The organism is Aminobacter aganoensis (genome assembly GCF_014206975.1).
Taxonomy (GTDB): Bacteria; Pseudomonadota; Alphaproteobacteria; order Rhizobiales; family Rhizobiaceae; genus Aminobacter; species Aminobacter aganoensis.
In genome coordinates this window covers 566,948-590,828 of record NZ_JACHOU010000001.1, presented here as the reverse complement: position 1 = coordinate 590,828, position 23,881 = coordinate 566,948, and the positions used below count along the sequence as shown (strand labels likewise).

General features: G+C 64.9%; 22 protein-coding genes and 1 riboswitch. Of the genes, 9 read left to right on the top strand and 13 right to left on the bottom strand.

The annotated features are described in order from the left end of the window. Positions 1 to 42: 42 nt before the first annotated feature. The 5 genes from GGR00_RS02890 to cobO all read left to right on the top strand — a co-directional run bounded on the left by GGR00_RS02890 (position 43) and on the right by cobO (position 3,102). The gene (locus GGR00_RS02890; protein ID WP_055969309.1) at positions 43 to 732 is read left to right on the top strand and encodes a gamma-glutamylcyclotransferase; all 690 of its coding nucleotides are present in this window, start codon (positions 43 to 45) and stop codon (positions 730 to 732) included. A gap of 67 nt (positions 733 to 799) precedes the next feature. Next, a riboswitch (cobalamin riboswitch) is annotated at positions 800 to 996 on the top strand. 35 nt (positions 997 to 1,031) lie between these two features. After that, positions 1,032 to 1,208 carry a CbtB domain-containing protein gene (locus GGR00_RS02885; protein ID WP_055970598.1) on the top strand — a complete coding sequence of 59 codons (177 nt, stop codon included), beginning with the start codon at positions 1,032 to 1,034 and terminating at the stop codon, positions 1,206 to 1,208. Positions 1,209 to 1,224: 16 nt separating this feature from the next. Further along, a complete protein-coding gene (locus GGR00_RS02880; protein WP_055969306.1) occupies positions 1,225 to 1,983 on the top strand; it encodes a CbtA family protein in 759 nt (252 codons plus the stop codon). Next, the gene (gene cobU, locus GGR00_RS02875) at positions 1,976 to 2,485 is read left to right on the top strand and encodes a bifunctional adenosylcobinamide kinase/adenosylcobinamide-phosphate guanylyltransferase (RefSeq protein ID WP_055969303.1); all 510 of its coding nucleotides are present in this window, start codon (positions 1,976 to 1,978) and stop codon (positions 2,483 to 2,485) included. The genes GGR00_RS02880 and cobU overlap by 8 nt, the downstream gene beginning before the upstream one ends. Further along, entirely contained in the window at positions 2,485 to 3,102 is a 618-nt protein-coding gene (gene cobO / locus GGR00_RS02870; protein WP_055969300.1) for a cob(I)yrinic acid a,c-diamide adenosyltransferase, read from the top strand. Before cobU ends, cobO begins: the two co-directional genes overlap by 1 nt. Before the next feature lie 11 nt (positions 3,103 to 3,113). Here the strand turns inward: cobO and cbiB are convergent, their stop codons facing one another. Then, positions 3,114 to 4,079 (bottom strand): adenosylcobinamide-phosphate synthase CbiB, encoded by a 966-nt coding sequence (gene cbiB / locus GGR00_RS02865; RefSeq protein ID WP_184697767.1) that lies wholly within the window; start codon positions 4,077 to 4,079, stop codon positions 3,114 to 3,116. On the opposite strand from cbiB, the gene cobD reads away from it, so the two are divergent. Next, positions 4,078 to 5,136, top strand: coding sequence for a threonine-phosphate decarboxylase CobD (gene cobD, locus GGR00_RS02860; RefSeq protein WP_184117356.1), 1,059 nt, complete (start codon positions 4,078 to 4,080; stop codon positions 5,134 to 5,136). The genes cbiB and cobD overlap by 2 nt on opposite strands. Continuing rightward, the gene (locus tag GGR00_RS02855; RefSeq protein WP_055969290.1) at positions 5,133 to 5,636 is read left to right on the top strand and encodes a tyrosine phosphatase family protein; all 504 of its coding nucleotides are present in this window, start codon (positions 5,133 to 5,135) and stop codon (positions 5,634 to 5,636) included. The genes cobD and GGR00_RS02855 overlap by 4 nt, the downstream gene beginning before the upstream one ends. 162 nt (positions 5,637 to 5,798) lie before the next feature. Here the strand turns inward: GGR00_RS02855 and GGR00_RS02850 are convergent, their stop codons facing one another. From GGR00_RS02850 to GGR00_RS02825, 6 genes are all read right to left on the bottom strand, one after another. Then, on the bottom strand, positions 5,799 to 6,602 hold the full coding sequence (locus GGR00_RS02850; RefSeq protein ID WP_055969287.1) for a creatininase family protein: 804 nt from the start codon (positions 6,600 to 6,602) through the stop codon (positions 5,799 to 5,801). A gap of 70 nt (positions 6,603 to 6,672) precedes the next feature. Beyond that, positions 6,673 to 9,117, bottom strand: coding sequence for a GcvT family protein (locus GGR00_RS02845; protein ID WP_055969283.1), 2,445 nt, complete (start codon positions 9,115 to 9,117; stop codon positions 6,673 to 6,675). Further along, positions 9,114 to 10,295: a pyridoxal phosphate-dependent aminotransferase gene (locus GGR00_RS02840; RefSeq protein WP_184697764.1), complete on the bottom strand. Its 1,182-nt coding sequence runs from the start codon at positions 10,293 to 10,295 to the stop codon at positions 9,114 to 9,116. The genes GGR00_RS02845 and GGR00_RS02840 overlap by 4 nt, the downstream gene beginning before the upstream one ends. Before the next feature lies 1 nt (position 10,296). Further along, on the bottom strand, positions 10,297 to 10,974 hold the full coding sequence (locus GGR00_RS02835) for an HAD family hydrolase (protein WP_184697761.1): 678 nt from the start codon (positions 10,972 to 10,974) through the stop codon (positions 10,297 to 10,299). After that, entirely contained in the window at positions 10,974 to 13,427 is a 2,454-nt protein-coding gene (locus tag GGR00_RS02830) for a GcvT family protein (protein WP_184697757.1), read from the bottom strand. The genes GGR00_RS02835 and GGR00_RS02830 overlap by 1 nt, the downstream gene beginning before the upstream one ends. Before the next feature lie 22 nt (positions 13,428 to 13,449). After that, the gene (locus GGR00_RS02825) at positions 13,450 to 14,046 is read right to left on the bottom strand and encodes a helix-turn-helix domain-containing protein (RefSeq protein ID WP_246441257.1); all 597 of its coding nucleotides are present in this window, start codon (positions 14,044 to 14,046) and stop codon (positions 13,450 to 13,452) included. Between the two features lie 179 nt (positions 14,047 to 14,225). Here GGR00_RS02825 and GGR00_RS02820 point away from each other — a divergent pair, with 179 nt between their 5' ends. Continuing rightward, complete coding sequence (locus tag GGR00_RS02820; RefSeq protein ID WP_184697755.1) at positions 14,226 to 14,936, top strand: nitroreductase; 711 nt, start codon at positions 14,226 to 14,228, stop codon at positions 14,934 to 14,936. Between the two features lies 1 nt (position 14,937). On the opposite strand, the gene GGR00_RS02815 is transcribed toward GGR00_RS02820, so the two are convergent. The 6 genes from GGR00_RS02815 to GGR00_RS02790 all read right to left on the bottom strand — a co-directional run bounded on the left by GGR00_RS02815 (position 14,938) and on the right by GGR00_RS02790 (position 21,096). Beyond that, the gene (locus tag GGR00_RS02815) at positions 14,938 to 15,333 is read right to left on the bottom strand and encodes a RidA family protein (protein WP_055969267.1); all 396 of its coding nucleotides are present in this window, start codon (positions 15,331 to 15,333) and stop codon (positions 14,938 to 14,940) included. 48 nt (positions 15,334 to 15,381) lie between these two features. Continuing rightward, positions 15,382 to 15,867 carry an SRPBCC family protein gene (locus GGR00_RS02810; RefSeq protein ID WP_184697753.1) on the bottom strand — a complete coding sequence of 162 codons (486 nt, stop codon included), beginning with the start codon at positions 15,865 to 15,867 and terminating at the stop codon, positions 15,382 to 15,384. An 89-nt stretch (positions 15,868 to 15,956) separates the two neighbouring features. Beyond that, on the bottom strand, positions 15,957 to 16,541 hold the full coding sequence (gene soxG / locus GGR00_RS02805) for a sarcosine oxidase subunit gamma family protein (RefSeq protein WP_184697751.1): 585 nt from the start codon (positions 16,539 to 16,541) through the stop codon (positions 15,957 to 15,959). Further along, positions 16,534 to 19,530 (bottom strand): sarcosine oxidase subunit alpha family protein, encoded by a 2,997-nt coding sequence (locus GGR00_RS02800; protein ID WP_184697749.1) that lies wholly within the window; start codon positions 19,528 to 19,530, stop codon positions 16,534 to 16,536. The genes soxG and GGR00_RS02800 overlap by 8 nt, the downstream gene beginning before the upstream one ends. Further along, positions 19,527 to 19,826 carry a sarcosine oxidase subunit delta family protein gene (locus tag GGR00_RS02795; protein ID WP_184697746.1) on the bottom strand — a complete coding sequence of 100 codons (300 nt, stop codon included), beginning with the start codon at positions 19,824 to 19,826 and terminating at the stop codon, positions 19,527 to 19,529. Before GGR00_RS02795 ends, GGR00_RS02800 begins: the two co-directional genes overlap by 4 nt. A 10-nt stretch (positions 19,827 to 19,836) precedes the next feature. Continuing rightward, positions 19,837 to 21,096: a sarcosine oxidase subunit beta family protein gene (locus GGR00_RS02790; protein WP_184697744.1), complete on the bottom strand. Its 1,260-nt coding sequence runs from the start codon at positions 21,094 to 21,096 to the stop codon at positions 19,837 to 19,839. A gap of 196 nt (positions 21,097 to 21,292) precedes the next feature. Between GGR00_RS02790 and GGR00_RS02785 the strand changes: the two genes are divergently transcribed. Continuing rightward, a complete protein-coding gene (locus GGR00_RS02785; protein ID WP_184697743.1) occupies positions 21,293 to 23,773 on the top strand; it encodes a mechanosensitive ion channel family protein in 2,481 nt (826 codons plus the stop codon). Positions 23,774 to 23,881: the final 108 nt, after the last annotated feature.

The following is a 23,881-nucleotide window of genomic DNA, read 5'->3' as shown; positions in this document are numbered from 1 at the left end:
GGGACTAGCCAACGTCATGCACAGGGTTCGGGGATGCCTGCAATGAACGGTCGTGTGATGTCGCTGACCGAGGAACTGGTGGCACTTTGCCATCGTGAGGTGGCTGATGCCGGCCCCGATCCTGATGCGCAGCACCTCGACGATGCCGATTACGAACGCATGATCGACAAGACGCTTGCCGCCTATCCCGGCAATGGGCCGCTGTGGCTGTTTGCCTATGGCTCGCTGATCTGGAAGCCCGAGGTCGAACACACCGACGAAAGGGTGGCGCTGGCGCGCGGTTGGCACCGTTCGTTCTGCATCAACATGACCCGCTGGCGCGCCACAAAGACTGAGCCCGGGCTGATGATGGGCATGGATCGCGGCGGCCAATGCAAGGGCGTGGCGCTCAGGCTGACGGACGGCGACCGGCGCGAGCAACTGGACAAGCTGTTTCGCCGCGAGATGACGCTGAAGCCCTCGACCTACAAGCCGCGCTGGCTGAACCTCGCCACCGATGAGGGGCCGTTGACCGCACTCGCTTTCGTCATCAACCGTCAAGGCCATGCCTATGCCGGGGCGCTTGGCGAGGACGAGGTCGTAAAGCGTCTGGCCACGACCTGCGGCCACTGGGGCTCGGCCGCCGACTATCTCTACAATGTGGTCAAGAACCTGGAGCAGCGTTCCATCCACGACCGGCATCTGTGGCGGCTGCAGCACCTGGTGGCCGAACGAATCACCGCGCGCGGCTGATCGCAAGAACGCCGCATTCGAGCGCCGCGGCGTCGGAATTTGGTTTGCCGCCCAAGCCATTTGTTTCTATAGTTGCGGCGTCGTCGGTTCCGTTACGGAATCAAGAGGGAATGCGGTAAGGTCCATTAGAGGGTCCGAAGCCGTGGCTGCCCCCGCAACTGTATGCGGCTAGTCCTCCCCAAATGCCACTGAAGCTTGCTTCGGGAAGGCGGGGAAGGGTGCCAATCCGCAAGCCAGGAGACCTGCCGGCGACAGGCACTTATCTCTGTGCCCTCGGGTGGAGGGCGAAAGGACTTATGATGAACACTGTTTCTGCTCTCGGCACCGACGTCTCCTCGCAGTCGCGTATCATGCAGCTGGCTCTTGCCGCGCTGCTCGGCCTTTTCGTTGTTGGCTTCCTCGGGTTCTCGCACATGGAAGTGGTGCACAATGCTGCCCACGACTATCGCCACTCGATGGCTTTCCCCTGCCACTAACGAAAGCAAGCCAACCATGTCCGTCTTTCGCAACGTCGTGTTCATCGCGGCGATCAGTGGCCTATTGGCCGGCGTGATCCTTGCTGCGCTCCAGACCTATTCAACCGATCCGCTGATCTTCAAGGCGGAGACCTATGAAAACGCCGGCGGCCACGACCACGGCGCGGCACCCGTGGCCGGTACCGAAGCGACCGCGCCTGCTGCCGACGCACAGGCTGTGGCGCCGGCCGAGGAAGAAGCGTGGGCGCCTGCCGACGGCTTCGAGCGTTTCGCTTACTCGGCGCTCGCCAACATCGTCAGTGGCATCGCTTTCGGACTGATCCTGGTCGCCGTCTCCGAGTTTGCCGGCGGCATCGCCAACTGGCGCCAGGGCGTGTTCTGGGGTTTTGCCGGCTTTGCCGTCTTCACCTTGGCGCCTGGTCTCGGCCTGCCGCCGGAACTGCCGGCCATGCCTGCCGCCGATCTCGTCTCGCGCCAGATATGGTGGACGCTGACTGTCGTGGCCACCGCTGCTGGCCTCGCGCTGATTGCCTTCAAGCAGTCGTTGCCGCTGGCTGTCCTCGGCGTTGCGCTGATCGTCGCGCCGCACATCGTCGGGGCGCCGCAGCCGGAAAGCCATGAGTCACCGATCCCGGCCGACCTGCACCACAGCTTTGTCGTCGCTGTCACCATCTCCAACCTGGTGTTCTGGGTCGTGCTGGGCGCGGTGGCAGGCTACGTGCGCAATCGCTTCATGAGCGAACCCGCACAGTCGCTGAACGGTCGCCTTGCCTGAGACGCTGACCTTCCTGCTCGGCGGTGCGCGCTCCGGCAAGAGCGCGCATGCCGAGCGGCTCATCACGCAAATTCCTGCTCCGTGGACCTACATCGCCACGGCGCAGGCCTATGACGACGAGATGCGCGAGCGCATCTCGATCCATCGTGATCGCCGCGGCGAAGGCTGGCAAACGCTCGACGCACCGCTGGATATCGCGGGCGCGCTTGGCAGCGTGCCCGAGGGCGCGCCGGTGCTGGTCGACTGCCTGACGCTCTGGCTCACCAATCACATGCTGGCCGATCACGATGTCGAGGCCGAATGCGCCGCCCTCGCGGACGTGCTGTCGCGCCCGCGAGGGCCGTGGTTCGTGGTCTCCAACGAGGTCGGGCTCGGAATCGTGCCCGACAATGCACTGGCCCGTCGCTTCCGTGACGATGCTGGCCGCCTCAACCAGAAGGTGGCGGCCGTGGCCGACGCGGTGCTGTACATGGTCGCCGGTCTGCCGATGAAGGTGAAATGATGAAGACGATCGACGAACAGGAAGCTGAGCGCCACCGCGCCAAGATGGCCAAGCGGAAGGCGGTGCAGGATGCCGAGGTGGCGGGAAAGACCATCGTCGAGAAGGGACTGCTGATCGTCAACACCGGTCCCGGTAAAGGCAAGTCGACGGCGGCCTTCGGGCTGGCGCTGCGCATGCTCGGCTATGGCCATCGCGTCGGCGTCGTGCAGTTCATCAAGGGTGCCTGGCATTCCGGCGAGCAGGACGCGTTTGCCGCCTTCGGCGACCGCGTCGTGTGGCACACGATGGGCGAGGGCTTCACCTGGGAGACGCAGGACAAGATGCGCGACATTGCTGCTGCAGAGGCTGCCTGGGCGAAAGCGCAGGAGCTTTTGGCAGACCCGAGCATCTCACTCGTCGTGCTCGATGAACTCAACATTGCGCTGCGCTATGACTATCTCGATCTCGATGCTGTCGTCTCGACGCTCAAGGGCCGGCGCGAGGGCCTGCATGTCGTGGTCACTGGCCGCAACGCCAAGCCGGCACTGGTCGAGGCTGCCGATCTCGTCACCGAAATGGGCGCTACCAAGCATCACTTCGCTGCCGGCGTGAAGGCGCAGAAGGGGATCGAGTTCTAGCTTTCGGTGCGTCAGAGCCAGATGGCGAGGCCGACAAGGCCGATGGCGACGACAAGGATGGCGTCGGCCGTCCAGTAGAGGCGCAGTGCCGAGCGGATGTCCTGGGCATTGGCCTCGCGGCGGCCGCCCGATCCCATGAAGGCGTCCTCGACCATCACGCCGCCATAGGCGCGCGGGCCGGCAAGGGCGAGGCCAAGCGCGCCGGCCATTGCGGCCTCGGGCCAGCCGGCATTGGGCGAACGGTGCTTGTTCGCGTCGCGCCAGACGGCTTCCCATGCCGCCTTCGGGTCGGCACCGGGTATGAGGAAGGCGGCCAGCACGATGGCGAGCGCGGTCAGGCGTGAGGCCGGCAGATTGACGAGGTCGTCGAAACGGGCCGCCGCCCAGCCGAAGGCCTCGTGCCGCTTGGTGCGGTGGCCGATCATCGAGTCGGCGGTGTTGGCGGCCTTGTAGGCAGCGCCGCCGGCGAAACCGCCGATGGCGAGCCAGAAGGCAGGGGCGGTGATGCCGTCGGAGAAGTTTTCGGCCAGGCTCTCGATGGCCGCGCGGCTGACGCCGGCTTCGTCCAGGCGCTCGGGGTCGCGGCCGACGATCTGGGAGACGGCCTTGCGGCCGGCAACGATGCCGCCGCTGTCGAGCGCGTCGGCGACCGCCTTGACGTGGCTGCCGAGGCTGCGTTGGGCGACGAGGCTGGAGGCGGCGATGGCGGTGAGAAGGATGCCTAGAGGCAACAGGCCGAACAGGCGTTCGATGGCGAAGGCGATCGTGGCGGGCACAAAGACGATGACGACGAGCGCGGCCACGCCCCAGAAGCGGCGCTGAGCGTCGGTATCGGTGGCTCGGTTGAGGCTGGTGTCGAGAAAGGATATCAGATTGCCGATCCAGATCACCGGATGGCCGATCTTGCGAACCAGCCGGTCCGGGTAGCCGAGACCGAGTTCAACCAGAAGCGACAGGAAGGCGAGCGGAAAAGACATGACGCTTCTTGCAGGACGTAGGACAGGGACCGTGGACCACGGTGGCAGCCTGGAACGGGCGAGGGCGCTGTTTCCGGGAGCGCCCGAGCCGTTCGTCGACCTGTCGACCGGGATTAATCCGAACTCCTATCCGCTTTTCGAGCTGCCTGCCACAGCCTTGTCGCGTCTGCCCGAACCGGGCCGCGCGCGCGACCTCGCAGCCGTTGCCGCCACCGCCTATGGCGCGCCCTCGGCGGCCAATTTGGTGCCTGCGCCGGGCACCCAGATCCTCCTGCCGCGCATCGCCTCGCTGGTACGGCCGGGCCGCGCCTTCGTGCTCGGGCCCACCTATCAGGAACATGCCCGCGCCGCGGCGATTGCAGGCCATCAGGTGGCCGAGACAAGGGAGTTCGCCCAGCTTTTCGAGGCGGAACTCGCCGTCGTGGTCAATCCGAACAATCCCGACGGCCGCGTCGTCCAGCGCAAGGACCTGCTCGAACTCGCAGCCAGCCTGCGCGCGCGCGGCGGGCTGCTCGTGGTCGACGAGGCGTTCATGGATGTCGGGCCGCAGGCGCAGAGCCTTGCCGGTGATGTCGACATGGGTGGTCTTGTCGTTCTGCGCTCCTTCGGCAAGTTTTATGGGCTTGCCGGCATTCGGCTTGGGTTTGCGCTGGCTCACCCCGATATCGCTGGACGGCTGGAGGAAGAGCTGGGGCCGTGGTCGGTGGCGGTGCCGTCGCTGGAATACGGCATCAAGGCGCTGTCGGACGTGGACTGGCAGCGCGAGATGCGGACGACGCTGGCGCATGCCGCGCACCGGCTCGACCAGGCCTTCGCCCGCGCCGGTGTGATCGTTACCGGCGGCACATCGCTGTTTCGCCATGTCGACATTCCCGACGCCGTTGGGCTGTTCAAAGCGCTGGGGCGCGAGGGCATTTTGGTGCGCAGTTTTGCCGACCGGCCGACGCAACTGCGCTGCGGCCTCCCGGGGCACGAGGTCGAATGGCGCAGACTCGATGTGGCCCTGGGCGATTGGGCGCAGGACCGGGAAGCGACCAAGAAGGAGGCGGCGCGGTGATTTATGTCTGCCCGTTGTCGAAGGTCGACGAGACGGTCACCCGTATTGGCGCCGAACGGCTGATCTCGCTGCTCTCGGCCGGCACGGAGATGACCCGGCCGTTGGCAATTCGCGCCGAAAACCACCTGCTGATGAACATGCATGACATCGCAGCCGAGCAGGATGGCATGACACTGCCCGGTGAGGCGCATGTGCGGCAGTTGCTGGACTTCGCCCGCGCCTGGGACCGCTCGCGGCCGCTGGCGATCAACTGCTGGGCCGGCGTCAGCCGCTCGACGGCGTCCGCCTACATCATCGCGGCAGCGCTCGATCCGTCGCGCGATGAGGCCGAGCTTGCCGCGCTGTTGCGCCGGCTTTCGCCGACCGCGACGCCCAATCCAAGGCTGATTGCGGTGGCCGACCAGATTCTCGGGCGCGACGGGAGGATGGTGACCGCCATCGCTGCCCTCGGCCGCGGTGCAGATTGCTTCGAGGGTGTGCCGTTCGGGTTGGAGGTTTAGCCCGTAGATGACGAGCGCACCAAATCCTCATGGTGAGCCTGTCGAACCATGGGTTTTGGGGTCATCAGATATGGCGCTCGGCGTCCTCGTGGTTCGACAGGCTCACCATGAGGACTACTGAGCTGTATTCGCCTGATGGCGGGCGAGCACGAAAACAAGTCTCTAAGCGATCCACTCTGCCAGCTTGGCCTTGCGGATGTCCTGCAGCAGGCGGACGAAGCCCTTGGCCTGATGGCCTGCCGTCAGGCGACCTTTTTCGGCGGTAGCGATAGCCGCATTGCCGACGACGCCATGTGGATTGAGATCGGAAGCAATCCACGAGAATCCGTGCGGGCCATGCGAACGCAGCAGGTCGAACGCGCCTTCGGCACGCTCGAAGCTCGAGGAAAAATCCTGCGCCTTGGCCATGTCGACCAGTTCCGGCCGGAAATGCAGTATCAGCGAGGTCTCGAGGTCGCCGCCATGGATACCGAGCTGCATTTCGCGGGCAGGGTACAGACCGTCGGGCGTGCCGAAACGGCCCCAGCTCGAGCGCACCGAGAGCGCGCCGTAACGCACGCGCAGTTCGCGCGAGGCGATGCCCATCACCTCCTCGTTGCCGCCATGCGAGGTGACGAACACGAACTTGCGGATGCCCGACCGGGTAATCGATGCGCCGAGTTCGGTCCAGGCGTCGACCAGCATGTTGGCCGGCAGGCTGAGCGTGCCGGGCGCATGGATGTGCTCGTCGGATTTTCCAACCGCCTGGATCGGCAGGAAGCGGGCGTCGAGATCGTCGGGCATATGGGCGAAGGTCTCGGCCAGCATGCCCTCCATGATGGCGAGGTCGGTCGAAACCGGCAGGTGCGGGCCGTGCTGCTCGATCGCGGCGACGGGGATGACGGCGATCGTCGCCTCGGGGTCGATCGCCGCAAAATCGGCCGCCTTGAAGTCGCCCCACCAGACGCGTCGCTGCTTTTTCGTCACTGTCTGGCCTCGCCGCATGAAACTCGCCTCCGACTGAATATGTCAGCGCGGGCGATTTTGTAAGAGGCGGTTACATTCGGACGCGCTCGGCCTTCGGGTCATACATCGGCTTGAGCGAGGCCTCGGCGGCGAAACGCTCGCCGGCGATCTCGATCTCGTAGCTGGAGCCGAGCACATCGGCTTCCGTTTCGTTGGCGCAGGGCACGTAGCCGAGGCCTATGGCGCCGCCGAGATGGTGGCCGTAGTTTCCCGACGTGATCGTGCCAACGATCCTGCCATCGCGGACGATGGCTTCGTTGTGAAAGAGCAGTGGTTCGGGGTCCGCCAGGCGGAACTGGACCAGTCGGCGGGTAAGGCCGGCGTCGCGCTTGCGCAATACCGCATCGCGGCCGATGAATTCGCCCTTGCCTGATTTCACCGCAAAGCCGAGTCCGGCTTCCAGGACATGGTCCTCGTCGGTGATGTCGTGACCGAAATGGCGGAACGCCTTTTCGATGCGGCAGGAATCGAGCGTGTGCAGACCGCAGAGCTTCAGGCCGAGATCGGCTCCGGCGTCCTCGATCGCCTCGAACACGTGCGCCGCCTGGTCGGTCGAGACGTAAAGCTCCCAGCCGAGCTCGCCGACATAGGTGACGCGATGGGCGCGGGCGAGGCCCATGCCGATCTCGATCTCCTGCCAGGTGCAGAACGGATTCTTGTCATTGGAAAAATCGTTGGGGCTGACCTTCTCGAGCAGTTCCCGCGAGTTCGGCCCCATCAGGCAGAGCACGCTCTCGGAGGCCGTCACATCGGTGATGACGACGAACGCGTCGCCCAGATGTTTCCGGAACCAGGCGAGGTCGCGCTGCAAGGTCGCGCCAGGGACAACGGCCAGGAAGGCAGTTGGCGAAAGGCGGGTGACCGTCAGGTCGCTCTCGATGCCGCCGCGCTGGTTGAGCATCTGAGTGTAGACGATTTTTCCAGGCTCGACGTCCATGTCGTTGGCGCAGAGGCGCTGGAGATAGGCCAGCGCGTCGCGGCCCTCGATCCTGATCTTGCCGAAGGAGGTCATGTCGAACAGGCCGACGCCGTTGCGGACGGCGAGATGTTCGTCGCGCTGGTTGTCGAACCAGTTCTGCCGCTTCCAGGAATAGCGATACTCGCGCTCCTGGCCCTCGCGGGCAAACCAGTTGGCGCGCTCCCAGCCGGCGACTTCGCCGAAAACGGCGCCGCGCGCCTTCAGATGCTCGTGCAACGGCGAGCGGCGGATGTTTCGCGACGTCGCCATCTGGCGGTAGGGGAAATGGTCGGCGTAGAGCAGGCCGAGTGTCTCCGACACGCGCTCCCTGAGGTAGCTGCGGTTTTTCTGGAACGGCTGGGCGCGGCGGATGTCGACCTCCCACAGGTCGAAGGGCGCCTCGCCATCGTGGATCCACTGCGCCAGCGCCATGCCGGCACCGCCCGAGGAGACGATGCCGATGGAGTTGTAGCCGGCGGCGACCCAGTAGCCGCCGAGTTCCGGCGCTTCGCCGAGATAATAGCGGTCGTCGGGGGTGAAGCTCTCGGGACCGTTGAAGAAGGTGTGGATGCCGGCGGTTTCCAGCATCGGCATGCGGTTGACGCCCATTTCGAGGATTGGGGCGAAATGGTCCATGTCCTCGGGCAGTTGGTCGAAGCAGAAGTCCTCGCGGATGCCGTCCATGCCCCAGGGCTTGGCCACCGGCTCGAAGGCGCCAAGCATCATCTTGCCGGCGTCTTCCTTGTAGTAGGCGCACTCGTCGGGCACCCGCAGCACCGGCAGTCGGCCAAGGCCGGGGATGGCCTCGGTGACGAGGTAGAAATGCTCGCAGGCATGCAGTGGGATGGTAACGCCGTTCTGCGCGCCGAGTTCGCGCGCCCACATGCCCGCGCAGTTGACGACGATATCGGTGTCGATGGTTCCCTGCTCGGATCCTTGCGCCCAGGACACGCCAGAGACGCGGCCATCTTTGGTATGAACCTTTGACACCTTGACGTTCTCGACGATCCTGGCGCCGCGCTGGCGTGCGCCCTTGGCCAAGGCCATGGCGATGTTGGCCGGATCGCACTGGCCGTCGAGCGGCAGATGCACCGCGCCGACCACGTCGGCGACGTTGAGATGCGGGTACATCTGCTTGACTTCGCTAGGTGAAATCTCGCGCACGTCGACATTGAACGCGCGCGCAAGCGACGCCTGGCGGTAGATCTCGTGCTTTCGCTCCTCGGTCAGCGCGACCGTAATGGAGCCGACCTGACGCATGCCGGTGGCGACCCCGGTCTCTTCCTCCAGCTTGACGTAGAGGTCGGCCGAATATTTCGCCAGCCGCGTCATGTTCTGCGACGCCCTGAGCTGTCCGATCAACCCCGCCGCGTGCCATGTCGTGCCTGATGTGAGCTGCTTGCGCTCCAGAAGCACGATGTCGGTCCAGCCGAGCTTCGCCAGATGATAGGCGACGGAGCAGCCGGACACGCCGCCGCCGATGATGACGGCGCGGGCGCGGGCGGGGATTTCGGTCATGCGGCCGTTCTCTCGTAGCTGTTGGCAAAGCGCCTCAGGCGACCGGCGGCCTCCCTCAGCACGTCGTCAGGCTGGCACAGGCTGATGCGGATGTGACCCGAGGCGGCGTCGCCGAAGCTTTTGCCTGGCATGACGGCGACCTTTTCGCTTTGGAGCAAGTCCCAGGCGAACTTCTCGCAGTCAGGCTCGATAGCGCTGACGTCGAGCATGACATACATGCCGCCTTCCGAACCGCGCACGGTGACGTTGTTCAGGCCGCGCATCTGGTCGATGAACAGGGTGCGGCGCCCGGCATAGGTGCTTGCTATCTGCTCGACGCCGAAATCGTTCTCCAGCGCCTCGATCGCCGCCCGGCTGACGAAATCGGTCAGGCCGTAAGTGGTGACGAGGTTGAGGTTGATGACCAGCGAGACGAGGTCGGCAGGGGCGGTGAGCCAGCCGATGCGCCACCCGGTCATGCCGTGGCTCTTGGACATCGAGTTGATGACCAACGTGCGCTCGGCCATGCCGGGCAGCGCGCGCGGCGACACATGCTCGCCGCCGCCGAGCGTCCAGTAGACCTCGTCCGACAAGAGCCAGAGGTCGCGACGGACGCAGAGTTCGGCGATCTCCTCCAGGCATTTCCTGCTATAGACGGCGCCGGTCGGGTTGTTCGGCGTGTTGATGAGGATCGAGCGCGTGTCGGGCTTCAGCGCTTTCTCGATCTCGTCAGCGCGCGGCTGGAAGCCGTCGGCGGCGTGCGCCTCGACCACGGTGTAGCTGGCACCGGCGGCGCGGAAGGTGCCGGGGTAGGTGGCATAATAGGGCGCCACGACCACGGCATGGTCGCCCGGATCATGCGTGGCCTGCACTGCTGCGTAAAGTGCGGCCTGGCCGCCGGGCGTGGCGATAATCTCCGAGAGCGCGGTGTCGATGCTGCTGCAGCGGGTCGAGATCTTGGCCATGGCGGCGCGCAGGCGCGGCAGGCCGGGCAACTGCGTGTAGTGGTGGTAGCCGGCACGAACGGCGTCGACGCAGGCTTCGACCGTCTCCGAGGGCGTGTCGAAGTCATGGTCGCCGACGGACAGCATGATGATCTCTTCGCCCGCCTGCTTGCGCGTCATGGCGGCGAAATGCACTTCCCAGCCGTCCTTGCCTGACGGGACGATGCCGGAGATGCGGGAAGAGGGCTTCGGCATGTCAGGCTCCCGCAGCCAGCAGGGTGGCGAGCGTCAGCCGGCTCGCACTGTCGAGCCGCGCTGTCAGTGCTCCGTAGCCGGAGACCGAAGGATGTGACGTGCCGCCGGCATGGTTGTGCGTGGCGGTGATGACCAGCACGCTGGCGCCCGCGGCCTCGCCGGCGCGGATGCCGGCAGGGGCATCCTCGAACACCAGGCAGTCCTCGGGCTTCTGGCCAAGCCGCTGGGCGCCGAGCAGGAAGCAGTCGGGGGCGGGCTTGCCGTTGGTGACTTCCTCGCCGGTGACCATGATCGGGGGGACAGGCAGGCCGGCCGCTTCGAGCCTACGCAGCGCCAGTCGGCGCGGCGCCGAAGTCACGATCGCCCAGCGGTCGAGGGGCAGGGCTTTGAGGAAGCTCGCTGCGCCATGGATCGATTCGATACCGTCGACATCGTCGAACTCGGCCTGGGTCAGCGCCTCGACCTCGGCCATCACGTCGACCCCGGGCAGGTTTAGGTTGCGGATGGTCTCATAGGCACGAACGCCGTGGATGGTCGGCAGGAAGCTTTCGACGTCGAGGCCGTGCCTGACTGCCCATGCGCTCCAGACGCGTTCAGTCGATGCGATCGAGCTCAGGATGGTGCCGTCCATGTCGAACATGAAGGCGCCGAAGGCGCGACCGGAATGGGGAAGGGACATTATGAGCGTAGCCTTTCGTTTTCGGGATCCCACAAGGGCTTGTCCTGCTGGACCGTGGCGCTGAAGCGCTCGCCGAAAATCTCGACTTCGATGGTTGCGCCCGGCACGGCCAGATCGGCACGCAGCATGCCCAGCGCGATCGATTTGTCCACCCTGTGGCCCCAACCTCCTGACGTGGTCTCACCGACAATGGCGCCATTGTGCCAGAGCGTCGACATGTAGGGCGCGTCGCAGTCGCCTGGGGTGTCGATGACGAGGGTGACGAAGCGCTTCGAAACGCCCTGCTGCTTCTCGTTGAGCAGCGCCGCCTTGCCGCGGAATACGGGCTTGTCCCATCTGACGAAGCGTTCCAATCCGCCCTGCAGGATGGTGTAGTCGGTGGAAAGGTCTCCCTTCCAGGCGCGGTAGCCCTTTTCTAGGCGGAGTGCGTCGAGCGCGAACATGCCGAACGGCTTCAGTCCGTGTTTCTGGCCGGCTGCCCAGATCGCGTCGAACACGGTAGCGGTGTCGGCAATCCTCGTGTGGATTTCCCAGCCTAGTTCGCCTGCGAAGGAGACGCGCACCAGCTTGGCCCAGCGTCCGGCGATGGTGGTCTCCTGGTGCGTCAGCCACGGCGCGGAAAGGTCGGCCCCGCAGACCTCGACCAGGATTGTCCGCGAATTGGGCCCGGCAAGGATCTGCGTCGAGTATTCCTCGGTGCGGTCGATGAGCTTGAAGGTTGCATCGGCAGGCATATGTGACTTTAGCCATTCGAAGTCGTGCCATTGCGCCACGGCAGCCGTGATCAGCGTCATCAGGTCCTCCGAGTGGCGGACAACCGACATCTCGGTGACGATGCGGCCGTGATCGTCGGCGAAATAGCAAAGCCCGATGCGGCCGACCTTGGGCACGGTGCCGGTAACCTGCGTCTCAAGCCATGCCGCGGCACCGGGTCCATCGAGATTGAAACGGCTGAAGCCGGGCAGGTCGAGGATGCCTGCGGTATCGCGCACAGCCAGGCATTCCTCGCGGATTCTTTTTTCCCATGGGCCGGAGCGGGCAAAGGTCTGGGTCGACTCAGCCGAAACATCGTCGCCCGGCTGGGCGTACCAGGTCGCGCGCTCCCAGCCATTGTAGGCGTTGAACTGGGCGCCGAGAGCGGCGATGCGGGCGTGGATGGGCGAGAGCTTGCGGTTCCGTGCAGCCGGCCATGTGTGCCGGGGAAAGTGGATTGCGTATTCGTGGCCGTAGACCTCCATGCCCTTGGCGACAGCGTAGTCAGGGGCAGAGGCAAATGAGGTGAAGCGGCGCGGGTCGCAGGACCACATGTCCCACTCCGTTTCGCCCTGAGTGACCCACTCGGCCAGCACCTTGCCCGCGCCGCCTGCCTGGGCGATGCCGAACGTGAAGACGCAGGCCTCGAAGGCATTTGGCACCCCGGGCATCGGGCCTATCAGCGGGTTGCCGTCGGGAGCGTAGGGGATCGGGCCGTTGATGATCTTGGACAGGCCGGCGGTGCCGAGGATCGGCACGCGGCGAACGGCGTCGTCGAGATACCATTCCAGCCGCTCAAGATCGTCTGGGTAAAGCTGGAAGGAAAAATCCTCAGGCATTCGGTCGTCGGGCGTTGCCCAATGGGCGCGGCAGTTGCGCTCATAGGGGCCGAGATTCATGCCGTTCTTCTCCTGGCGGAGGTAGTAGGAGGTGTCGACGTCGCGCAGCAGCGGCAGCTTGTGGCCGGCTTCCCGCGACCATGCGGCGAGCTCGGGGATTTCGTCGAACAGGATGTACTGGTGGCTGATGACCATCATCGGCACGTCGCGGCCGAACATCTTTCCGACCTCGGCGGCGCGGTAGCCTGCGGCGTTGACCACCTTCTCGCAGCGGATTTCGCCCTTTTCGGTCGCGACGACCCATTCGCCCTTGTCGCGACGGACTGAAATCACCGGGCAGAAGCGGACGATCTTCGCGCCCATGTCACGCGCGCCCTTGGCCAGGGCCTGGGTCAACTGGGCCGGGTCGATGTCGCCGTCATTGGGGTCATAGAGCGCGCCCTTGAGGTCGTGCGTCTCGATGAAGGGATAGCGGCGCTTGATCTCCTCGAGCCCGATGACGTCGATGTCCATGCCCTGGTAGCGGCCCATGCCCTTGGCGCGCTGGAATTCCTGCATGCGCTCCCTGGAGTGGGCGAGCCGGATCGAGCCGGTGACGTGGTAGTTCATCGGATAGTCGACTTCCGCCGCCAGCCCGCGATAGAGCTCGGTCGAATAGCGCTGCATGTTCATGAGCGACCAGGACGACGAGAATGTCGGCACGTTGCCGGCCGCATGCCAGGTCGAGCCCGAGGTCAGCTCGTTCTTTTCGAGCAGCACGCAATCGGTCCAGCCCGCCTTGGCGAGGTGGTAGAGCGAGGAGACGCCGACCGCGCCTCCGCCGATGATCACCACGCGTGCCGTGCTCGGCAACTCAGCCATGACTTTCTCCCCAGAAACGCAATCAATAGACTGGCGGCGATACGACCCAGATGACCACTGCCGGTGCCGTTCCCGGGTTCCTCCACCGGAACGGCTTGTGGTCGAAGCGGAAGCTGTCGCCTTCGCCAAGGCTATGCCAGGTGCCGTCGATCTCGATGTCGAAGCCGCCCGAGACGACGTAGCCGGCCTCCTCGGTGGGGCGCGTCACCGGCTTGGCCATGCCGGCGCCCGGGGCGAAGATCGAACGCAGCATTTCGAAGCTGCCGCCAAGGTCGGGCGACAGTAGTTCTTCCACAAGGCCGGATTCGCTGCTGCCCAATGTCCGGCGGCGGCCGGAGCGGACAACAACGCCGCGCTCGGCTTCGACGGGGGCTTCATGGGCGAAGAACAGGCTGATGGGCACGCCGAACAGCGCGGCGAACTCCCTGAGATCGCCGATCGACGGCGTCGACAGTCCGCGCTCGACCTGGCTGACCCAGCCAACGGAGCGGCCCAGCTTCAGGGCTATTTCGGCCAGCGTCAGTCCGCGCGACTTGCGCAGCGCGCGCAGGTCGTTGGCGAGCAGGTCGCTCGCGACATCGCTTTCCTTGCGAAGGGAGGCTGTTGCGGTCGGACTCAAAATGGCCTCGTGAAAATTTACTGCAGAATTTCATGAAACGTCATCGCTGTGAAAAATTCAAGCTCATTTTCATGACCCAGCAAGTTTCGCTTGCGAGACTCCGGGAGAGAGTGCAAAGGCTCGATTTCGAACGGGCGGTGAGGGGCGTTCCGACAATATCGATGCCATAGGGACAGCTGATGCTGGCACCGGACCAAAAACCGTTGGAACTGACTGACACAGAAATCGTCGACGAAGCGATTGTCTCTCGGCGTTCGGTGCGCGCTTTCTTGCCGACTCCTGTTGAAGACAGCGTCATCAGCGACATCCTTGAAGTCGCTGCGCGCGCGCCTTCGGGTACCAACATGCAGCCTTGGAAGGTCTACGTGACCTCGGGCGAGACGCTGCGCGGCATCAGCGACGCTATCCTCAACTCGGGTGTGCGTGCCGAAAAGGCGGTCTGGGACGAGTACAAATATTATCCCGACCAGTTTTTCGAACCCTATCTTGGCCGTCGCCGCGCCAACGGTTTTGGCCTCTATGGCGTGCTTGGCATCGGTCGCCGCGATGTCGACAGGATGCGCGCGCAGCACGACCGCAACTTCGTTTTCTTCGACGCGCCCGTGGGCATGATCTTCACCATCGACCGCCGGCTGAACCAGGGTTCGTGGATCGACTACGGCATGTTCCTGCAGAACATCATGATTGCGGCACGGGCGAGGGGACTGCATACCTGCCCGCAGGCGGCGTTTGCGCCCTACCACCGCCAGATCAGGCCGGTGCTCGGCATTCCCGAAGAAGAGGTGGTGGTCTGCGGCATGGCGCTTGGCCACGAGGACACCAGCAAGCCGGAAAGCACCTTCCGCACGGAGCGCGCCCCGCAGGACCAATGGGTGCAGTTCCTGAAATAGGTCAGACCTTGGGCCGGTTGCCCATGTAGGCGCAGCATTCCAGTTCGACCAGCGCCCCGAGCGCCAGGCCATTGGCGCCGAATGCGGACCGTGCCGGCAGTCGGTCGGGGTCGAAATAACCGGCATAGACCTTGTTGAAGTCGGGCCATCTCGACATGTCGGCCAGCATGGCCGTGCATTTGAAGATATCGGCCATGCCGAGGCCGTTCTCTTCCAGCACCGCCTTGATGTTCTCCATCGTCTGGCGCGTTTCGGCTTCCATGCCGCCGGCAACGAGTTCCAGCGTGCCGGGGCGGTTGCCCAGGGCGCCGGAGAGATAGAGCACGTCGCCGACGCGGACGGCCTGGCTGAACGGCAGCTTGAGTGCCTTGGCTTCTGCCGAATTGATGAATTCCATGATTTTTCCCCTCGGTGGCCGCATATTGCCGGCTGGAAGGCAGGCCGGCTAGCCTGATTTCTTGTGCCGCTCGGCGAGATAGCGGCGCAGGCCTGCTTCGCCGCGCGGCGTCGTCCAGCGATGGTTCCACGCGAAGGCCGGGCGGAGCAGGGGCGAAAGCAGGCGCAGGATCGGCCGTTCGACCAGCACCTGCCAGGTGAGGTCTATGTGGGTTCCCTCATCGGCCGGCGACAGCACGGCACGCCAATGGCCGTCGAAATCGCCCGTGGTCCTGACGCCGACGACCTTGCCGGGCTCGAGTTCGACCGCTTCGAGAATGAAATTCAGTTCGTAGGGCAGGAAGCCGCGGGCGCGGGCGCGCGCCCTGGCGCCGACCGTTGGCCGGTCATGCGAGGTCAGTTTCTCGACCTCCTTGTAGACGTCGCCCCACCAGAGCGGCAGCAGGCGGGGATCGGCCAGCACCTCCCACACCTCTTGCGGCGGAACCTCACGAATTTCCCAGACCTCATCGAAGCGGAACGAATTGCTCGCCATGGCCCGGCACCTTCAGACACCGAGATCGGCCTCGCCAGGGCATGGCGGGCTACGGGGATCCTAGTCCATCGCAGAGGGGCCGGCCACCGCTACCTCACCTCGTAGCCGACCTCGTCGGAGGCATGGCACAGCATCTTCCAGAACGATCGGGCGAAGGAACGGAAGACGTAGAGGTCGAAGCGGTCGGGACCGCTGCGCTGGATCTGGGCGAAGATGTCGTGGTGGGCGGTCGAGATGCCGGACCCCTGGGGGAAGGCGACGAGCGAGAAATCGACGGCGAACAGCTTTGCCAGCACCCATTCGGACCTTGGGCCGGCAACGCGAATGGCGGTTCGGCCATGGGACAGGTCGGTAATGGTGCCCATGGCCGGGGTGACTACACCGGCCGCAGATACAAGCCCTTCCGCCGTGTCGGTGAGCAAGAACTTGCCCGGTGCGAAGCCGAAGACAGTGTGGCGTTCGGATGCGGCCCCGGCGCCGGCGCCATCGGCAAGCTTGAGCCCGGTGAGGGAGGTGATGGCTGCGATCAGTTTCTTCTCCTCGCCCGGCCAGGCGGCAAGCTGGACGATGGAACCAGGAGCCATCTCGGAAAGGGTCACGCCGACGCCGTCGACGAAATTGCCGTGCGAACCGGGCCGGAACACTGCTGCGAGCGGTGAAAGCTGCTCAACCATGCATGCGCTTCCCTTCGGGGTCGAAGAAGTGGTGGCTGACGATCTCGACCGGGCCGAACCGGTCGCGCAGGGGATCTGAGACATGGGCGCGCTTGCCGTGCCTTGCCTTGCCGTCCGCGACAAGCGCCAACGCGATGTATTTTTCGAGTGCCGGCGAGAAGCATGCCGCGGTGATGTGGCCGAGCGAGCCGTGCGGGTTGTCCATGTCGACGTCCTCGACGATGTGGGCGCCGCCGCTGAGCGGGCGATTGTCGAGCGAAACCAGGCCGACGAGTTCGAGCCGGCCCGAGGCAACCAGGCCTTCGCGATCCATCATGGCCGAACCGATGAAGGGCTTTTTCCGGGACAGCATCCAACCGAGATGCAGGTCGCGGGCCGAGGTGCGGCCGTCGATCTCGGCGCCGGTTACATGGCCCTTCTCGATGCGCATCGTGCCCAGCGCCTCGAGCCCGTAGGGCACCATGCCGAAAGGCTGTCCGGCCTCGATCAGCGCTTCCCAGACGTGGATGCCATGGCCGGCGCCGGAATAGACCTCGAAGGCCATTTCGCCGGAAAAGGAGAGGCGGCAGATCATGACGGGGGCACCCGCGATCTCGCCATGGACGATGCCCATGAAAGGCAGGGCCTCGTTGTCGACCTTGGTGCCGGTGACGCAGGCGGCGAGGATTTCGCGTGCCTTCGGCCCGCCGATCGCCGCCCCCGCCCACTGGTCGGTGACCGAGGTCAGATGCACCTTGAGATCGGGCCAGACAACATCGAGGAAATATTCGAGGTGCTGCATGACCTTGCCGGCATTGGCCGTGGTGGTCGTCATCAGGAAGTCATTGTCGCCAAGCCTCCAGGTGGTGCCGTCGTCGAAGACCAGTCCATCCTCGCGCAGCATCAGGCCGTAGCGTGCCTTGCCGACCGGCAGGGTCGAAAAGACGTTGGAATAGGCGCGGTCGAGGAGTTCCGCTGCGTCCGGCCCCTGCACGGCGATCTTGCCCAGGGTCGAGACGTCGACGATGCCGGCTGTCTCGCGGGTCACTCGCGCTTCCCTGACATAGGCCTGCTCGATGGTTTCGCCCGGGCCGCCATAGATCATGGGGCGGAACCAGAGCCCGGCCGAATACATGGTGGCCTCGTTGTCGAGGTGCCAGTCGTGCATAGGCGTCAGCCGTTCGGGCTTGAGATCGCCGAAGCGCTCGGCGGCGAGCGCACCGACCGAAACCGGCGCATAGGGTGGCCGGAACCGCGTGGTGCCGACCTCGGGGATCGGCTTGCCCAGGGCTTCGGCCATGATGGCGAGGCCTGGAACGTTCGAGCCCTTGCCCTGGTCGGTTGCCATGCCGAGCGTGGTGTAGCGCTTGAGGTGCTCGACCGAGACGAAGCCTTCGATATGGGCAAGGCGCACATCGTCGGACGTCACGTCGTGCTGGAAGTCGACGAACGACTTGCCCTTGGCCCTGATCTCGAAAACCGGCGCCGGGCGCGGATCGAGTGCCGCCGGCTCGACGTCGGGCAGCGTGCCGATCTCCACCATGGCAAGGTCTGCCGCGACACGGCCGGCAGCAAAACCCTCGGCGATGGCTTGCGCGGTCGAGAAGGTGCCGTTGAATGCGCCGGCGCCAACCCAGCCCTTGCCGGCCTCGGGCGGCAGGAATGCCTGGAGCTCGGCATCCCAGAGCGGCCGTGCGCCGGCCTGGCTGGCGAGGTGGATCGTCGGCGACCAGCCGCCGGACATCAGCAGGCAGTCAGCCTCGACGCTGCGGGCGCCGGAGGACAGTGCTCCGGCTGCCTCGGTGAATGGCGCGAGCTTGATGCCGGTCAGCTTCTTGCCGCCTTCGGTGGCGGTTACGGCATGGCCTACGATCAGCTCGGCGCCGCATTGGCGGGCAAGCGTATGGCACTCCTCGGAGATTTCGGCGCGCACGTCGACGATGGTCGCCACCGTTGCTCCGGCGTTGTTGAGGGCGACGGCCGACCGGTAGGCGCTGTCGTTGTTGGTGAACACCGCGACCTTGTCGCCCGGAAGCACGCCAAACTCGTTGGCATAGCGCTGTGCCGCGCTCGCCATTACCACTCCCGGGCGGTCGTTGCCGGGAAACACCAGCGGCCGCTCGAACGCGCCGGTGGCGAGCACCACCTTGCCGGCCCTGATCGTCCAATGGCGGTGGCGCGGCGCACCCTTGGCGGGGGAGGCCTTGTGGTCGCTGACGCGCTCGACGGCGGCAAGCGTATTGTCGTCATAATAGCCCCAGACGGTGGTGCGCTTGAGCAGGCGGACGTTGGCCTGGTCCCTGAGTTCGCCGACGATGTCGGACGCCCAGGCGGCTGCCGGTTCGCCGTCGATCGTTTCGCCGGACCAGTTGGCCGAGCCGCCGAATTGCGGGTCGAGCTCGGCAAGGATGACGTTGGCGCCTGAAGCCGCTGCCTCGCGCGCAGCGGCGAGCCCGGCCGGACCTGAGCCGACGACGAGCACGTCGCAGAAGGCGTTCATGCGCTCGTAGCGGGCAGTGTCGGGCGCATGGCCGGCGCGACCGAGGCCGGCGGCGCGGCGGATGATCTTCTCGCACAGCATCCAGAAGCGTGTGCCCTTCAGCGGGCCAACCACCGGTCCCATGAAGGTCTTGTAGTAGAAGCCGGCCGAAAGGACCTTGCCGCCGAGCTGGTTGACGGCGCTGACGTCGTAGGCGAGCGAGGGGAAGCGGTTCTGGCTGACGGCAACAAGGCCGTCGTGGATTTCGACCATTGTCGCTGGAATGTTGGGTTCGCGAACATCGCCGCGCAACACCGTCACCAGCGCGTTGGGTTCGTCGACGCCCGCGGTCAGCAGGCCGCGCGGGCGATGGTACTTGAACGAACGGCCGAACAGGGAAACGCCGTTGGCAAGCAGCGCGGACGCCAGCGTGTCGCCCTGGTGACCGGTAAAGGCCGTGCCGTCGAAGGTGAAGCGGATGGTGCGGAGCCGGTCGATCCGGCCACCCGAGGGCCTGCGGCGCGGGCTCATGGCTTGGCTCCCGACTTGCGGCGGCCATGGGCAGGCGCGCCCTTTTCGCGGGCAAAGCGCACGCTTGATATCTCATGGCTCAGCGTATCGCGCACCACTGCCAGATGGGCCCGGCAGCCGCCGGCATGCTGCCAGATCTCGTTATGCGCGCCGGCCGGGTTGAGCCGGTCATAGACATAGGCGTTCCAGGCGGCCAGGTCGGTCGAGGACGGGTCGGGCCGGCTGCGGTTGCCGTCACCCTGGTAGGCGAATTCGGAAACGTCGCGGGGACCGCAATAGGGGCAGGTGATCAGCATGGTTCAAACCCTAGTGCATGCGCGGTGTCGGACCCTGGCCCTTGTCGTCGATGACGGTGCCGCGGCTGAAACGGTCGAGCGTGAAGGGCGCGTTGAGTTCGTGTGGCGCGTCCCGGGCGATGGTGTGGGCAAAGCAGAAGCCGGAGGCCGGCGTCGCCTTGAAGCCGCCGTAGCACCAGCCGCAATTGAGATACATGCCGGGCAGGGGCCCCGTGGCGATGATAGGCGAACCGTCCATCGACATGTCGCAGACCCCGCCCCATGACCGCAGAACGCGGACCGTCGCGAGCGACGGGAACAGCGCCAGCATTTCGCTCATCACTTCCTCGACGATGGGCAGGCTGCCGCGCTGGGCATATGAATTGTAGCCGTCGAGGTCGCCGCCATAGATCAGGCCGCCCTTGTCGGACTGGCCGACATAGAAGTGCCCCATGCCGAAAGTCACCACCGTGTCGAGGAACGGCTTGAGCGATTCCGACACGAAGGCCTGAAGGACGTGGCTTTCGATCGGCATGCGTTCGATGCCGGCAAGCTGCATGACGCGTCCGGTGCTGCCGGCGACCGCGACCGCAATCTTCTTGGCACGGATCTCGCCACGGCTGGTGGTGACGCCGGTGACCCGGTCACCGTCGCGCAGGAAGCCGGTGACTTCGCAATTCTCGATGATGTCGACGCCGCGGCGGTCGGCGCCGCGGGCATAGCCCCAGGCAACCGCATCGTGCCGTGCAGTGCCCGCGCTCTCCTGGATCAGTCCGCCATAGATCGGGAAACGTGCTGACTGCGACATGTCGAGCCCGGGCACGCGGCGGCCGATCTGGGCCGGCGTCATCAGGTCGGCATCGACGCCGAGATGACGCATGGCGTTGCCCTTGCGCGCCAGGTCGTCGAGCTGTCCCGGGGTGTGGGCGAGGTTGAGCACGCCGCGCTGCGAGAACATGACATTGTAGTTCAATTCGTGGGAAAGGTTTTCCCACATCTTCATCGAGTGCTCGTAGAAGCGCGTGTTCTGCGGCAAGAGGTAGTTCGAGCGGACGGCGGTGGTGTTGCGGCCGACATTGCCGGAACCGAGGTAGCCTTTCTCGAGCACCGCCACATTGGTGATGCCGTGTTCCTTGGCGAGATAATACGCAGTCGACAGCCCGTGCCCGCCGCCGCCGATGACCACCACATCGTAGGATGCCTTGGGACTTGGCTTGCGCCATGCCGGTTTCCAGTCGCGGTTTCCGCTGAGCGCGTTCCTGAGAAGCGAAAAGGCCGAATATTCCGCCATACTGCAAATCATCCCATGGGCTGTGGGCGGACACTACAGGCAGCTTCCGGAATTCAAAGCCAATATTCCGCCATGGCCTTTCGCTAGGCCGACTTTCCCACCAGCCCATCCGGGGCCGGCTTGCCCGGCAGGTTGGGCGTCTTTATCAATGGCGCGCCGTGAACTTGGCAAACAGACCGTGAGTCGCTGACAAACCATGCTTTTCTCCGCAGTCCGGCGCATCGGCGCCACCCTGTTCATTTTCGCGGCGGTGCTCCTGTCGCAGGCCGTCGCGCAAGATCTCGGCAAAGCGCCTGCCGGTGTCATTGCAGACCAGCAGGAAGTCATCGCCAGCCTGTCGTCGAAGGTCGACGGGCTGCAGAAGAAGATGGATGCCAGCGCCGAGGACGATGCCGGGCTTGTCGACATCCGACTGCAGCTCGAGCAGCTGTCGCGCGACCTGCTGCAAAGCGGTGTCGCATTCCGTCCGCGCCTGACCGAGATCAACACCCGCCTGGAGCAGCTCGGCAAACCGCCCGCGGAGGGCCAGCCGGCTGAACCTGCGGTGGTGACCAGCGAGCGCGAGGCCCTGGCCGCGGAGAAAACCGAGATCAACGCCGTGCTCGGCGTTGCCGAAAACCTCTCGATCCGTATCGACAAGCTGATCAGCCAGATCACAGAGATACGCCGCAGCCTGTTCCAGAACCTCCTGACCAAGCGCTACCAGATCAATTTCGCCTTGGGATCGGAGGTGGTCGACGCCTTCAGGACGGAGATGAGCGACCTCTACCGCACGGTCTCGTCCTGGGTCCGTTTCGTTGTCAGCTTCAAGCTCAAGTCGATGCTTGCGGCAACATTCTTCGCCCTTGGCGCGGCGGCGGTCATCATTCTCGGCGGCCGGCGCATGTTCGGCCGGATGTTCGAGCCCGACGGCAGGGTAGAGGAGCCGTCCTATCTCAGCCGGCTTTCGGTGGCGTTCTGGTCGACCTTCATGCAGTCGACGGCGCTGGTCGTGTTCCTCGGCGTCACCTACTACCTGTTCGATTATTTCGAGGTGCTGCGTGGTGATATCGGCGCGATGCTGTGGTCGCTGTTCTATGTCATCGCCATCGTGTTCTTCGTCTCGCGCCTCGGCGTGGCGGTGCTTTCGCCCAGGCTGCCCAAATGGCGGCTGATTCCGGTCGAAAGCGGCGCGGCGCGCTGGCTGATGCTGCTCATCACCGCTACCGCCTTCTTTACCGGCCTCGATTATTTCCTGAGTTCGGTCTACCAGGTGCTCGGTTCGCCGTTGGCATTGACGGTGGGCGAGGCGCTGACGTCGACGGTCGTGATCGGCGTGCTGGTCATCCTCATCGGACTGGTGCGACCGTTCGTCGATGAAGACGGCCGTCCGAAGCCCTGGCCGCGGCTTTTCCGTTACATCGTGCTTGCGCTGGGCGGGGTCACCATCGCCGCGGCCCTGCTGGGGTACATCGGCCTGGCCCGCTTCGTGTCGCAGCAGATCGTCATTACCGGCACGATCCTGGCCACCATGTATATCGGCTTCCTGTCGTCCCAGGCGATCAACGAGGAAGACGCCTTCATCAAGACGACTGTCGGCCGGCGCATCAAGCGGATGTTCACCCTCGACGATGCAACGCTCGACCAGCTTGGCCTCGTCACCAGCATGATCATCAACCTGCTGGTGCTGATCGTCGGTGTGCCGCTGATCCTGTTTACCTGGGGTTTCCAGCCCGGCGACATGATCACCTGGCTCTACCGCATCGGCTCGGGCTTCCAGATCGGCAGCTTCAACTTCTCGCCGGCCGGTCTGCTTTCGGGCGTCATGGTGTTTGCCATCGGCTATTTCGTGACGCGCTGGTTCCAGGGTTGGCTCGACGGCTCGGTCATGGCGCGCGGCAAGGTTGATGCCGGTGTGCGCAATTCGATCCGGCTGGCCGTCGGCTATGCCGGCGTGGCGATTGCCGGGCTGATCGCCGTGTCGGCGGCAGGCATCGACCTTTCCAATCTCGCGCTCGTTGCCGGTGCGCTTTCCCTCGGCATCGGTTTCGGCCTGCAGAACGTGGTCTCCAACTTCGTCTCGGGCCTGATCCTGCTTGCCGAGCGGCCCTTCAAGGTCGGTGACTGGATCGTTGCCGGCCAGGTGTCGGGCACGGTCAAGAAGATCAGCGTGCGCGCCACCGAGATCGAGACGTTCCAGCGCCAGTCGGTGATCCTGCCGAATTCTGACCTGATCAACAGCGCCGTCGGCAACTGGACCCATCGCAACAAGCTCGGCCGCGTCGACATCAAGGTTGGCGTCGCCTACGATTCGGACGTCAAGCGCGCCCATGACGTCATGCTCGACATCGTGCGGGCGCATCCGATGATCCTGAGGAACCCGGAACCCTTCGTGCTGTTCGCAAATTTCGGCACGGCGGCGCTGGAATTCGAGATTCGCTTCTTCCTCGGTGACGTGACGGGCAGCAATTCGGTCCAGAACGACATCCGTTTCGCCATCCTGGAAGCCTTCGAGCGCGAGCATATCTTTATCCCGTCGACACCGCGCGCGCACGACCCCAAGCCCGCCGAGAAATGGCCTGCCGATGACGAGCAGGCCGAAGCGCTGGTGGCGGAGGTGGAAGAAGCGCGCAGCAAACGCACCGCCGAAGCTGCGGCCAGGCGCAAGCCTGGAAGGAAAAAAGCCGACCCGGAATGAAACGTCGGCGTCGCGCCAACCAATTGTGGCATGAACAAGGCATTCAGTTGCCGTTCAGCTTCGGACTCATATAAGCTCTCTTGCAAACGGCGAGAATGCCTTGCGAAA

What these genes read in the sequence shown, in the direction of transcription:
- GGR00_RS02785 (WP_184697743.1), top strand. Translation starts at nt 21,293, where the DNA reads ATGCTTTTCTCCGCAGTCCGGCGCATCGGCGCCACCCTGTTCATTTTC.
- GGR00_RS02815 (WP_055969267.1), bottom strand. Translation starts at nt 15,333, where the DNA reads ATGGAATTCATCAATTCGGCAGAAGCCAAGGCACTCAAGCTGCCGTTC.
- GGR00_RS02810 (WP_184697753.1), bottom strand. Translation starts at nt 15,867, where the DNA reads ATGGCGAGCAATTCGTTCCGCTTCGATGAGGTCTGGGAAATTCGTGAG.
- GGR00_RS02790 (WP_184697744.1), bottom strand. Translation starts at nt 21,096, where the DNA reads ATGGCGGAATATTCGGCCTTTTCGCTTCTCAGGAACGCGCTCAGCGGA.
- GGR00_RS02830 (WP_184697757.1), bottom strand. Translation starts at nt 13,427, where the DNA reads ATGGCTGAGTTGCCGAGCACGGCACGCGTGGTGATCATCGGCGGAGGC.
- cobO (WP_055969300.1), top strand. Translation starts at nt 2,485, where the DNA reads ATGAAGACGATCGACGAACAGGAAGCTGAGCGCCACCGCGCCAAGATG.
- GGR00_RS02880 (WP_055969306.1), top strand. Translation starts at nt 1,225, where the DNA reads ATGTCCGTCTTTCGCAACGTCGTGTTCATCGCGGCGATCAGTGGCCTA.
- GGR00_RS02845 (WP_055969283.1), bottom strand. Translation starts at nt 9,117, where the DNA reads ATGACCGAAATCCCCGCCCGCGCCCGCGCCGTCATCATCGGCGGCGGC.
- cobD (WP_184117356.1), top strand. Translation starts at nt 4,078, where the DNA reads ATGACGCTTCTTGCAGGACGTAGGACAGGGACCGTGGACCACGGTGGC.
- GGR00_RS02840 (WP_184697764.1), bottom strand. Translation starts at nt 10,295, where the DNA reads ATGCCGAAGCCCTCTTCCCGCATCTCCGGCATCGTCCCGTCAGGCAAG.
- GGR00_RS02800 (WP_184697749.1), bottom strand. Translation starts at nt 19,530, where the DNA reads ATGAGCCCGCGCCGCAGGCCCTCGGGTGGCCGGATCGACCGGCTCCGC.
- GGR00_RS02835 (WP_184697761.1), bottom strand. Translation starts at nt 10,974, where the DNA reads ATGTCCCTTCCCCATTCCGGTCGCGCCTTCGGCGCCTTCATGTTCGAC.
- GGR00_RS02890 (WP_055969309.1), top strand. Translation starts at nt 43, where the DNA reads ATGAACGGTCGTGTGATGTCGCTGACCGAGGAACTGGTGGCACTTTGC.
- GGR00_RS02820 (WP_184697755.1), top strand. Translation starts at nt 14,226, where the DNA reads ATGCTGGCACCGGACCAAAAACCGTTGGAACTGACTGACACAGAAATC.
- soxG (WP_184697751.1), bottom strand. Translation starts at nt 16,541, where the DNA reads ATGGTTGAGCAGCTTTCACCGCTCGCAGCAGTGTTCCGGCCCGGTTCG.
- cbiB (WP_184697767.1), bottom strand. Translation starts at nt 4,079, where the DNA reads ATGTCTTTTCCGCTCGCCTTCCTGTCGCTTCTGGTTGAACTCGGTCTC.
- GGR00_RS02795 (WP_184697746.1), bottom strand. Translation starts at nt 19,826, where the DNA reads ATGCTGATCACCTGCCCCTATTGCGGTCCCCGCGACGTTTCCGAATTC.
- GGR00_RS02885 (WP_055970598.1), top strand. Translation starts at nt 1,032, where the DNA reads ATGAACACTGTTTCTGCTCTCGGCACCGACGTCTCCTCGCAGTCGCGT.